Origin of the sequence: Arthrobacter sp. SRS-W-1-2016, assembly GCF_002009585.1 — a bacterium.
Lineage (GTDB): Bacteria > Actinomycetota > Actinomycetes > Actinomycetales > Micrococcaceae > Arthrobacter > Arthrobacter bambusae_A.
In genome coordinates, this window is the sequence record NZ_MTPV01000004.1 from 23,107 (window position 1) to 34,768 (window position 11,662).

Genomic DNA, 11,662 nt, shown 5'->3' on the forward strand with positions numbered 1-11,662 from the left:
GAAGGCCTTCTTGGGGGATCGCCGGAGACAGAATTTTAGATACCGGGCCGGTTGTCTGCACGGCTCTTCTGCACAGACGGTCCAGACCGTGAAGAATGAAAACAACCACCAAGTAGAGGGAATTACCATGAGCACCTTGAAGCAACGCCTGCATGCCGACGTCGTCGTCCACATGAAGGACCGCAACAAAACTGCGCTCACGACGGTCCGCAACGTCCTGGGCGAAATCGAGACGCGTGAGAAGTCCGGCAAGACACCCATCGAGTTGGACGACACCCAGGTGACCGCGCTGCTGCAAAAGGAAGCCGCCAAGCGCCGGGACACGGCCCGCATTTACACGGAGGCCGGAGAGGCCGAACGCGCCGCGGCGGAAATCGCCGAGGCCGAAGTCATCGAGGCCTACTTGCCTACAATGCTGACATCCGGCGAAGTCGAGGACATCGTCGACGAGGCAATCGCCGCGTTGAAGGCCGGTGGCACTGAACTCTCGGTCAGGCAGATGGGGGCCGTGATGAAGCCCGTCACGGCAAAGGTCGCCGGCCGCTTCGACGGCAAGGCCGTCAGCGAAATCGTCCGAAACCGACTCGCATAATTTCACTGGCACGCAGGGAGGAGCAGCCATGGTGGCCATCATCCTGGGATGGAATCCACGGCTTGGGAACGACTGGAACTACGAGGCTGTAATCGAGCAGGTCGCCGAAACAGGGCAATTCCTGGAGCGGTGGAACATCGGGCGGCACCGGAAGATCCAGCCTGGGAACCAGGCATGGCTTCTCCTGCAAGGCGAGGGCCAGCACGGACGCGGGCTGATCGGACACGGTGTGGTGATGTCCGAAAGCTACGAGGCGCCACAACGCACCGAGCCGAAGAGCAGTGCGCGGTACGTCAGCGTGTCCTTCGATGCCGTGCTCCCCCTGGGCAGCCAAATACCATCCAGTGTCCTCACCAGTGAAGTGCCGGATGTGGCCTGGAATACCTTCCGCGGTTCTGGGCGGTCACTTCCGGCAGAGTCAGAACCCGGACTTCAGCGCTTGTGGCGAGAGCACGGGCCGGCAGCCTCGGAACCGTGCCGGATCGTCCCCGGAACCTACCCGGAGGAAGCCGTCAGCCGGATCGATACGAACCGCTACGAACGGGACCCTGAAGCGCGTCGCGTCTGCTTGGCTTTCCACGGAACGTCCTGTGCCGCGTGCTCTTTCTCCTTCGAAGTAAGCTACGGCGATATCGGCAAAGACTACATCCACGTCCACCACGTGGTTCCCGTTTCACAGCTTGGCGGCAATTACCGGCTGGATCCCATAGCGGACCTCGTGCCGCTGTGTGCCAATTGCCACGCCATGGCGCACCGGGGCGTGGGCAATCCCCGCACTGTGGCGGAGTTGCGGCGGGCGATCGCCGCCGCCGGACACTTGCCGGGCCAAATTTTAGACGACAGGGCCTTGACCGCACAGGACGACGCGCACAGGATCCTCGAGCAGCATTGAACGTCGTTCCGCCCCGAGCACTAGCCAGCCAGGGTTCTTCACCGTATTTTGGTTAACTACACCGTGTGGCGAGCACCATGCACTGTGAGTCAGATGATCCATTTGCCGGCTGAAAGACCGGGGCGCAACGTCGCGCCCCGGTCCCGGCGAAACCTACCGGGCGTCACGCGCCGCCCGCTGTTCGGGAGGATACGCATGACCGGGATGTTTGAACTCTTCATCGACGAGGACACGAGCTTCAGATTCAGGCTCAAGGCTCCGGACGGAACGGTGGTAGCCGTCTCCAAGTCCTTTCCGGACAAGCGGGCCGCAGTGTGCGGCATCAGTGACGTACGCGAATATGCAGGAATGGGCCTGATCACCGATCTATGCCCCGAAGTCCCACTTCGCGGACCATCAACCACGCCACCGGTTCCCGTCGTACGGCAACCCAGTCCGGCCCTCCTGCCGCCTAAGCCACTGATGCCGCCTCTTCCCGTTCCCCCACGGCACCATAAACCACTCCCCCAAAGAGACCGGAGCGGCCATCCTTGGCACACTCCCGCCTTGGTCGACGCATCCCGCGCAGACTTGGTTGAGGCGTAGACCCTTCCGCTGAAGGGGCATCCGGCCCCGGCAGGCCTTGTCCCGGCCCCGCACCGCCGGGTGTAATGGACCCACGACGGCGACTCCCGGCGTCGTGCGTCGAAGGAGCCGCCATGTTCACCAGCCCGTACGCTGATGTAGAGATCCCCGAAGTCACCATTTATGAGTACCTGTTCGGTGGTCTGGGCGACGAGGACCTTGACCGGATTGCACTTGTGGACGGCACGTCCGGCGCGGAAATGAGCTACCGGCAACTCGTCAGCCGAATCGATGCCACCGCCGGCTGGCTCGCAAGCCACGGGGCGGGCCCCGGGACCACCGTGGGCCTTTTCTGCCCCAACGTGCCGGCGTTCGCCGTCGTCTTCCACGGTGTCCTCCGTGCGGGCGCCGCCGTCACCACGGTCAACGCGCTGTATACCGCCGATGAGGTAGGCAGCCAGCTCAGCGACGCGGGCGCCTCCTGGCTCTTCACCGTCTCGCCGTTCCTTGAGCGTGCGCACGCCGCGGCGGTGGCTGCCGGCATTCCGGCGGAACGGCTCGTGGTGCTCGACGGCGGCGACCTCACCACTGCCGCGGGGCATCCCTCGCTCGCGGACGTGCTGGAAGCCGGCCTTCCCGCGCCGACGCTCAGCGTCGATCCGCACGCCGCCGCCGTCGTGCCCTACTCGTCCGGCACGAGCGGCACGCCGAAAGGCGTCCTGTTGAGCCAGTACAACCTCGTGGCGAACGTCGCCCAGTCGAGCGCCTTCTTCCGGGTGACTCCCGACGACGTGCTGCTTGCCGTCCTGCCTTTCTTCCATATCTACGGGCTAACGGTGCTGCTTAATCTCGCCCTCGGCGAGCGGGCCAGGCTCGTCACGATGCCGAAGTTCGACCTCGCCGAGTTTCTCCGCATCGCACAGGACCACCGCTGTACCTACCTCTTCATCGCGCCGCCCATCGCCGTCGCACTGGCGAAGCATCCGCTGGTAGACCAATACGATCTTTCCTCCGTCCGCGCGGTGCTTTCGGGAGCGGCGCCCCTCGACGGTGAGCTGGGGCACGCCGTCGCGAAGAGGCTCCGCTGCACGATGCTCCAGGGTTACGGGATGACCGAGCTGAGCCCTGTATCCCATGCCATTCCGCGTGACGGCGCCGAGCGCGTCCCCCTCGACTCGGTGGGCTACACCGTGCCGAACACGGAGTGCAAGCTCCTCGATCCCGCCACTGACGAGGAGATCGACGTCCCGGCCGAGGGACCGAGCGCCCCGGGACAGCTCCTCGTCCGCGGCCCGCAGGTCATGCTCGGCTACCTGAACCGGCCCGACGCGACCGCTGCGACGATCGACCCGGATGGATTCCTCCGCACGGGCGACATCGCGACCGTCACGGCTGACGGCATCGTGACGATCGTCGACCGGCTCAAGGAGCTGATCAAGTACAAGGGCTACCAGATCGCGCCCGCTGAGCTCGAAGCCCTCCTGCTCACCCACCCGCGTATCGCGGACGCCGCGGTCATCGGCATCCACGCGGACGACGGCGAAGAGGTACCGAAGGCGTTCGTCGTCAGGCAGGCGGGAGCCGAGCTCGGGGACGGGGACGTCATGGAGTTCGTCGCCGGCCACGTGGCGCCGTTCAAGCGCGTGCGATCGGTCGAGTTCGTCGAGGTGATTCCGAAGTCGGCGTCGGGGAAGATCCTTCGGCGGGAGCTGCGCGCGAAGGGCTAGGAGGTTAACGCTCTATGCGGTCGGCGGCACGCGCAGGCTTCCATACCTCTCCATTCGGTGCCATCGCAGGTGCACGCCCGCCAAGGCCGTGACTACCGACTGGATGACGACGAGGTACATGAGCTGCCGATAGACGAACTGCTGAAGCGGAAGGGTCCACAGTGGGCGAAGCGACTCATTGTCGAGCCGGAACGCATAGGCCGCCATGAGGAATTGAACCAGGAGGAAGACAAGCCAGAGCGCCGCGATCCGGACCGGATCAAGGAAGATCAGGCCGTAGATGGCAAAGACATCCACTACCGGTGCGAACAACGGCAGCAGGACCTGCAGGACGAGCAGGTAGCCAAGCCCGCGTCGGCCGAGCTTGCCGGCCGCGCCGCCCTGCAGAACCGCGCCACGGTGCTTCCACATCGCCTGAAGCGTGCCATAGCACCATCGGTACCGCTGTTTCCACAGCGCCCCGAGGCTTGCGGGTGCTTCGGTCCAGGCCCTGGCATCGTCTTGGTACACGACGCGCCAGCCATCGCGGCACAGCGACATGGTCAGGTCCGTGTCCTCGGCAAGCGTGTCCTCACTGACTCCGCCCACCCGGAAGAGTGCATCGCGGCGGAAGGCGCCAATCGCCCCGGGGACGGTCGGCATGCACTCGGCGATGTCGAACAGCCTGCGGTCCAGGTTGAAGCCGACAACGTATTCGATGTGCTGCCAGGCGCCGAGGATCCCTCCGCGGTTGGCGACTTTGGTATTACCGGAAATTGCGCCCACCCGCGGGTCGGCGAAAGGCTGAATGAGGGCGTGGACCGTTTCCGGTTCGAAGACGGTGTCGCCGTCAACCATGACCACAAGTTCGTGGCTGGCGGCGGCAAGCCCGGCATTCAAGGCGGACGGCTTGCCGCCGTTCTCTTTCCGGATCAGTGTGACGCCCGGCAGGCCGAGCCTTTCCACGATGTCCGCGGTATCGTCGGTCGACCCGTCGTCAACCACGATGATCTCCACCGGATGGCTCGAGGCGAAGATCGATCGGACCGCGGCTTCGATGCCGGCCGCCTCGTTGTACGCGGGGACGATGACGCTGACCGGCTCGATAACCTCAGGCCGGACCGGCACGTCCACCCGGCGCCGACTGCGGCCGGCCGCTACCGAGCGTCGCGCCGCTCTCCGGTGGCGCGCTGCGAACACCACCACGAGGACGGCCCGGACCACCGTCACCACTCCGGCCGCAACGAGCGCCCACGAGATGGCGGTGATGAAGAAGTCGCTGAGCCGGATTCCCCATATCAACGCGGATCCGCTGGCCTGCTCCCCCGCGGACGCATCGCGCATGCTCGCGATTCCGACGGCGTCTCCCGCCGTCGTGACACGGAACCCTTGATCCGCGAACTTCGTGAGGACGGAGTCGAGGGCGGCGACCGTTTGTTCCCTGTCTCCACCGCCGTCGTGCATGAGGAGCACCTGGCCCCGCGGGCCTGAGGGCGTGAGGTTCTTCTCGATCGTCGCGACGCCGGGCCGCTGCCAGTCCTCGCTGTCCTGGGTAGTGAGGACCGTGAGGTAGCCCTGATTGGCAGCCGCGCGCATTGCCGTCCAGGTGCCGTCCCTGACGGCGTCGTTCTCGGAGCTGTACGGCGGCCGCAGGAGCGTTGCCGCGCGGCCCGTGATTCCGGCGATGACCTGCTGGTCGCCCTGCACCTCAAGCTGCTGGCGCCATGCCGGGGCGCTTCCCAGGTCCGCATGAGTCAACGTGTGCACGCCGATCTCGTTACCGTCCGCCAGGATGCGGCGCACAAGGTCTGGATTGTCGATGGCGGCCGAACCGACCACGAAAAACGTGGCATGGACATGGTGCTTGCGGAGAACGTCGAGAATCCGGGGCGTCCAGACCGGGTCCGGACCGTCGTCAAAGGTCAAGGCGAGGGTGCGGTCCGGTGGACTGACCGTACGGACGGTCCCGCCACGGGAATCGACCACCGGGCCACCGTGCGAGACCGCGTCCGGGACAGACCCGGCAGACCCGCCGGCAGCGACGGAGTCATCGCCGATCCCGGCCAAGTGATGCATGTACCCCTGCACGACGAGGGCAGCAGCCAGCGCGAACAGGACAGCCACAAGGATGAACCAGTGTGCCTTGACGCTGACTGGAGCATTGCGCTTGCTTAGGCGGCGCGCACTCACGGGTGCGTAGGCGTGGACGGTCGCGTGGCCTGGCCCGGAGCCGTCCCGCTCTTGCCCGGGCTCGTCGTCGACGTGACGGGCGCGGGAGTGGGAATCGGGGCGAAACCGGCAGCCTGCTGCGAGGTCGCACCGGTAGGCGCTGGTGCCACGGGCACGGGCACGGACGACGGCGAAGTCACCAGAGCCTCAAGCGTCGTCGGCGCCAAAGGGGCAGGCAACCGAGCACCCCCGGTTGGGAGCCCGGCTCCGGTAGAAGGCAGTGCTGGTGGGGATGACGGAAGATCCCGGGCCACTGGGGCAACCGGATCAGGCGCCGGGGGCTTCGCTGCGGTCGGTAGGGGTAGGTATGGCGCGGCAACGTTAGGGCCTCCCATGAACGCAACGAGAAGGAGGAGCACGTACCCTGCCACGAGCCCGAGGGCTCCGAGCCCAATAAGCTTGAGCCTGCGCAGGCGCCGGCCTGATGCGTCGACGAAGACGGGCCCACGCGGCGCGGACCCCGATTGATCGGGCGTTTCATTTAAAGCTGCCATCGGGCACCAACCTTAGAGGATTCGCATTGTCTACCCCAAAAAACGTCATGTGCGAAGTCGTTCCGCTGTCAGTGCATTCAAAGGAGCCTCCTAGCGCTTCGCCAGCGTGCGAAGGAGTTTCAGGGCCACGGAGATCGAAGCGAGGTCCACCTGCCCGGGTTTGGTGACCTCCACGAAGGTGTCCTTGATCCTTCCCAGTTGTTCTTGGCGTCCGCTCTCCCACTCCACAATGCGGTCCACGGCGGAGGCGCCGGAGTCGCCGCTTGTCCGGGTGGTCCGCATCACGGAAACGGTGATGTCGACGACGGCGGAATAGGCGTCGTCGCGCAAGGCCGCACGAGCCAAGGCTTCCCACCGGCTCTGCCTTGGCAGGTCAGTGATGCGCAGCAACAGCGTTCCCACGCCGATCCAATGAATGACCGTGTGGTACATGTCGGCGATCGTGGTGAGTGGCTCCTCCACCTGCTCCGCTACCAGCGAGATGTCCAGGAGGGAGAAGCTCTCCAACAAATCGGAGGCCCGCCGCCCGAGATCACCCGGCATCCCGGCGTCGTTCCAATGCGTTAACCGCTGCTCGGCGCGGTCAAGGTCCGAGCCGCGGAGAAATTCGGTGGTCCGGGTCCGCAGCAGGTCCAGGGTCGGCCCGACCCTCCGCAAGGCTTCGTCGATGGTTTGGTCCCGGTGATCGTGTGTCACGTACCACCGGGTTGCGCGGTCGAGGAGCCTGCGCAGTGGAAGGGCAACCGCGGCTCTGTGTTCGCCGGGAAACCCGGGAGGCAGGCTGGCGACCCTGTCCACGAAGCGCTGCAGCTCATAAGCCTCGCGAACAACCACGAAGGCCCTCGCCACGGCCGCGGCGGCGGCCGTGGTTTCCTCGATGGCGCGGAAAGCGAAGGTGATCCCCCCAAGGTTGATCATGTCGTTGGCCACCACCGTGCAGATGATCTGCCGACGCAGGGGGTGGGAGTCCAGCTCAGCATCAAAGCGCTCGGACAATTGGCGTGGAAAGTAGCCACGAAGGACCCGCTTGAACCAAGGATCATCGGCGAGGTCGCTCGCGGTGAGCTCCCTGGCCAGCTCGATCTTCGCGTACGCTGCCAGCACCGACAGCTCCGGCGAGGTCAACCCGGTGCCGGCCCTCAGCCTGTCCTGGAGTTGTTCCGTGCTCGGCAGGGCCTCGAGGCCGCGGTCCAGGTCCGCTGCGTTTTCCAGCCAGTCCATGATCCGTTCAAAGCCGGGATTCAACTCGAGCGCCAGGTGCCGGTCGTTGAAGAGGAGGACGTTCTGGTCAACGTTGTTTGCCAGGACCAGGCGGCTTACCTCGTCGGTCAGGGAATGCAGGAAGCCTGCCCGTTCGTCGGGGCCAATCTTCCGGGCAGCAATCATCCGGTCAACGAAGATCTTGATGTTGACCTCATGGTCCGAGCAGTCCACACCGGCCGAATTGTCGATCGCATCGGTGTTGAGGAGTACGCCGGCGAGGGCTGCCTCTATCCGGCCGCGCTGCGTGAAGCCCAGGTTCCCGCCTTCCGCCACGATCCGGGCCCTCAGCTCGTTGCCATTGACCCTGATGGCGTCGTTGGCCTTGTCTCCGACGTCTGTCTGGCTTTCCGTGGAGGCTTTCACGTAGGTTCCGATGCCGCCGTTGTAGAGCAGGTCCACGGGTGCCCGGAGAATCGCCTGCATCAGTGCGTGGGGCGGCAGCGAGGACGTCCCCGGCTCCAGGCCGAGGGCAGTCCGGACCTGCTCGGTGATCCCGATGGCCTTGGACCGGCGGGAGTGGACGCCCCCGCCTGCGCTGATCAGCGAAGGATCGTAGTCGGCCCAGGACGAACGCGGAAGACGGAAGAGACGCTTGCGTTCTTCGAAGGAAGCTGCCGCATCGGGGTCCGGGTCAAGGAAGATGTCCCGATGGTCGAAGGCCGCCACCAGCCGGATGTGCGGCGAAAGCAGCATCGCGTTACCGAACACGTCGCCGCTCATGTCGCCGATGCCGCCCACGGTGAAGTCCTCGGTCTGTGTATCCATGCCGAGCTCGCTGAAATGGTGCTTCGCGGATTCCCACGCCCCACGGGCCGTGATGCCCATCTGCTTGTGGTCGTATCCCACGGACCCCCCGGATGCGAACGCGTCGCCGAGCCAAAAACCGTATTCCTGGGCGACCGAATTGGCTGCGTCCGAAAATGACGCTGTTCCCTTGTCCGCTGCGACCACCAAGTAGTAATCATCGCCGTCATGGCGTACCACGCCGGCCGGTGGCACCACCGACTCTCCCCGGTCTGTGGTGAGCAGATTGTCCGTGAGGTCCAGCAGGCCCTTGACGAAGATCCGGTAGCAATCCAGGCCTTCAGTGAGCCAGGCTTCGCGGTCCGCGCCGGGGTCCGGCAACCGTTTGGGATAAAAGCCTCCTTTTGCCCCTGTGGGCACAATGACGGAGTTCTTCACGTTTTGTGCCTTGACCAGTCCCAGTACCTCTGTCCGGAAATCCTCGCTTCGGTCAGACCACCGCAAACCCCCGCGTGCCAAGGTCCCGAATCGCAAGTGAACGCCTTCCACCCGCGGCGAGTACACCCAGATCTCGAACTTTGGACGCGGAAACGGCGCACCGGCGATCGCAGCCGGATTGAGTTTGAAGCTCAAGTGGGCCTTGTCCAGGAAGTAGTTGGTCCGCGTTGTGGCTTCCACAAGGTTCATGAATGTGCGCAGCAGACGGTCTGCGTCGAGGACCGGGACGTCATCGATCGCGGCCAACAATTCCTTCTTAGCGTCTGCGGTGTCCCTGTCGCGGTCGGCTTCGTCCAGCCCGGGATCGAACTTCGCGTGGAACAGCGCCAGGAGGGCACGGGTCGCCCGGACGTTGGCGACGAGCGTCTCGGCGATGAATCCGTACGAGTTGGTGGTCCCCAACTGCTGGAGGTACTTCGCGTAGCCTCTCAGGATGACGGCCTGCCGCCACGCAAGCCGTTCCCGGATGACGAGGGCGTCGATCCGGTCGGATTCGATGTCCCCCCGCATGGCGGCCGCGAAGGCATCCGCGAGCAGTCCGCTGGTTTCCTCAGGGTCAACGCCGCCGGGATACTTCACGCCGAGGTCGTAGAGAAACAGCTCCCGGCCACTCCGCCGAAGCTCGAATGGCCGCTGGTCCAGCACTTCAAGCCCGAAGTTGTGCAGGAAGGGCAGGATCTGCGTGAGGCTCCTGGGCCGTGTCAGGTAAAGGCGGATCCGGGCGTCCTCGACGAGCGTGGTGGGCGCGTCTTTCCTGACATATACGGTGAGCAACGGATCCCCGTACGGCCTGCCGCCTGCGCCGTCCAGGTCGAATGTCTCGAAATTGATGATGTCCCCGACGGCGGCCTCCGCCTCGTGGACCGCGCGATAACCAGGCGGAAAGGCGTCCGGCCAAAGCCCGGCGAGCCTTGCGGATTCCGCCGCCGGGAAGCGGGCGCGGATTGCGTCCTCGAGCGCGTCCGACCATGAACGCGTGGCAGCTATGAGTCGCCGCTCCAGTCGGGAGGCGTCGACGACGTCGGTGCCGGCCGCCCGGGCGTCCCGCGCGGCCGCGCCCACATGGATCCGGAAGAACACCCGGGCCATGGTTGACCCGGTCAGTCGGACCTCGAAGTCGACAGAGTCCGCCTCGAACGACCGCTTGAGTTCTTCTTGCATCAATAGTCGGACCGCCGTGCTGTAGCGGCGGCGCGGGAAGAGGACGAGGGCGGACACGAACCGTCCATGGCTGTCCGGACGAAGGAATACGCGGATCCGCTGCAGCACCTCGGCATGAAGGATTTCGTCCGCGAGGCCCGCGAGCCCAGCCGCCTCGATGTGGAACAGCTCGTCCCTCGGAAAGGTCTCCAGGACAGCCGTCAAGTCCCTGGCCTGGTGCGACCGGGGCGGAAACCCCAGGTTCACGCTGACTGCCTGGACTTTCTCGCGGATGACCGGAATCCGCAGGACCGACTGGTGCGCGGCGCCGGACGTGAACAACCCCAAGAAGCGCCGTTCGGAGGTGGCCTGGCCGGCGGTATCGAACATCGGCACGCGCACTTCGTCCAGATAGGACCGCCTCAGGACTGTGGACCGCACGTCCGAGGTGGAAAGGGCGAGTGCTTGGGACCCGCGGATGTTGGGTAAGCCGGGCCCGTCGCCTCCGCCGAGGTCCCTTTGCGGCCGCCTCAACAGACCCAGCCCGGAGCCTTGCCGTTCGGAGAGACTTTCCTGGCCGCCCGCCGTCGTGCGTTCTTCTTCGGCGTAACCAAGGAACAGGAAGTTTCCGTCGTCGAGCCAAAGAAGCAGCTCACTGAGCTGTTCCGGGGGCGGCACCACGTCGCGCGGGAATCCGTCCACGGAGGCTGCCGCTTCCGCGACCTTGCCGCGGATGGCGGCCGCGTCTTCGGCGGCAACCCGAACATCATCCAGCACTCGTTGCAGGTTTTCCGTCAGTTCACTGACGGCCGCCGCGTCCGGCAGCCTGCCGATCTCCGCAGCAATCCAGACCTCTGTTTCCCCGGCGTCCGGTGGGGCTTCGCCTTCCACGGACGTTCCAAGCCGGACTTCCAGGAGCTCGTGGCTCACCGGGTCGCGAAGCACCCGAAAGCTACGATGGACAAGCAGGGTGATCGGCGTCTCGCCGCGGGTGAGCTCCGCCGTGACGGAGTGGACAAGATACGGGATGTCCTCCGCCACCACGGCAACGACGCTCGCATCCAATTCGGTCAGGATCCCGACGGCGGCCTGCCCGGGCGGGCGCGGGGACGACACTTTCAGATGGTGCGCAGCCCGCGCGCGGAGCGTCCCGGAACCGTAGCTCCGCAGATCCTCCGGGGGCACCTGGGCAAAGTATTCGGCCAGGAAATCTTCGCTGGGCTCAAAGGAATCCACTGAATCCGACTGCTCCGCCGGGACCGATTTACGTGCCATGTCACCGCGCCTCCACTGCGGGTACCACTCGCAAAACTGCGGTTGACGATCCAGCCCCCGCGCCTTCATTCATCATGGCGGGCGGCGGGAACCCCGTCCAGTAGTGGAATGAGGCAACAATGCATGACGTGGGGGCGGGGCGCCGGGGCCGCGCCCCGCGGGGGGGGGGGGGCCCCCCGAGGGTGCAGGAGCGGGCGATGATTTTTTTGGCGGGCACGGTAAGTTAGGGCCGGCCCCAGCCGGGCGTTGCAAGCAGCCTGAGCCG

Annotated in this window: 7 protein-coding genes; 4 read left to right on the forward strand and 3 right to left on the reverse strand. The window is 65.5% G+C overall.

The window, feature by feature from the left end; translation table 11 throughout:
* The first annotated feature begins 127 nt into the window (after positions 1–127).
* The 4 genes from BMF89_RS00650 to BMF89_RS00665 all read left to right on the forward strand — a co-directional run bounded on the left by BMF89_RS00650 (position 128) and on the right by BMF89_RS00665 (position 3,775).
* Positions 128–592: a GatB/YqeY domain-containing protein gene (locus tag BMF89_RS00650; protein ID WP_078105159.1), complete on the forward strand. Its 465-nt coding sequence runs from the start codon at positions 128–130 to the stop codon at positions 590–592.
* Between the two features lie 28 nt (positions 593–620).
* Positions 621–1,484: an HNH endonuclease gene (locus tag BMF89_RS00655; protein WP_078105160.1), complete on the forward strand. Its 864-nt coding sequence runs from the start codon at positions 621–623 to the stop codon at positions 1,482–1,484.
* Positions 1,485–1,688: 204 nt separating this feature from the next.
* Positions 1,689–2,069 (forward strand): YegP family protein, encoded by a 381-nt coding sequence (locus tag BMF89_RS22670; protein WP_366214748.1) that lies wholly within the window; start codon positions 1,689–1,691, stop codon positions 2,067–2,069.
* 113 nt (positions 2,070–2,182) lie between these two features.
* Positions 2,183–3,775: an AMP-binding protein gene (locus BMF89_RS00665; protein ID WP_078105162.1), complete on the forward strand. Its 1,593-nt coding sequence runs from the start codon at positions 2,183–2,185 to the stop codon at positions 3,773–3,775.
* Positions 3,776–3,787: 12 nt separating this feature from the next.
* On the opposite strand, the gene BMF89_RS00670 is transcribed toward BMF89_RS00665, so the two are convergent.
* The 3 genes from BMF89_RS00670 to BMF89_RS00675 all read right to left on the reverse strand — a co-directional run bounded on the left by BMF89_RS00670 (position 3,788) and on the right by BMF89_RS00675 (position 11,397).
* Entirely contained in the window at positions 3,788–5,944 is a 2,157-nt protein-coding gene (locus BMF89_RS00670; RefSeq protein WP_216353761.1) for a bifunctional polysaccharide deacetylase/glycosyltransferase family 2 protein, read from the reverse strand.
* On the reverse strand, positions 5,941–6,162 hold the full coding sequence (locus BMF89_RS21455; RefSeq protein WP_171983353.1) for a hypothetical protein: 222 nt from the start codon (positions 6,160–6,162) through the stop codon (positions 5,941–5,943). The genes BMF89_RS00670 and BMF89_RS21455 overlap by 4 nt, the downstream gene beginning before the upstream one ends.
* Positions 6,163–6,567: 405 nt before the next feature.
* Positions 6,568–11,397 (reverse strand): NAD-glutamate dehydrogenase, encoded by a 4,830-nt coding sequence (locus tag BMF89_RS00675; RefSeq protein ID WP_078105163.1) that lies wholly within the window; start codon positions 11,395–11,397, stop codon positions 6,568–6,570.
* Positions 11,398–11,662: the final 265 nt, after the last annotated feature.

Bases quoted from the DNA above. Each gene is read 5' to 3' on its own strand.
- BMF89_RS00650 (WP_078105159.1), top strand. From the start codon at position 128: ATGAGCACCTTGAAGCAACGCCTGCATGCCGACGTCGTCGTCCACATG.
- BMF89_RS00655 (WP_078105160.1), top strand. From the start codon at position 621: ATGGTGGCCATCATCCTGGGATGGAATCCACGGCTTGGGAACGACTGG.
- BMF89_RS22670 (WP_366214748.1), top strand. From the start codon at position 1,689: ATGTTTGAACTCTTCATCGACGAGGACACGAGCTTCAGATTCAGGCTC.
- BMF89_RS00665 (WP_078105162.1), top strand. From the start codon at position 2,183: ATGTTCACCAGCCCGTACGCTGATGTAGAGATCCCCGAAGTCACCATT.
- BMF89_RS00675 (WP_078105163.1), bottom strand. From the start codon at position 11,397: ATGGCACGTAAATCGGTCCCGGCGGAGCAGTCGGATTCAGTGGATTCC.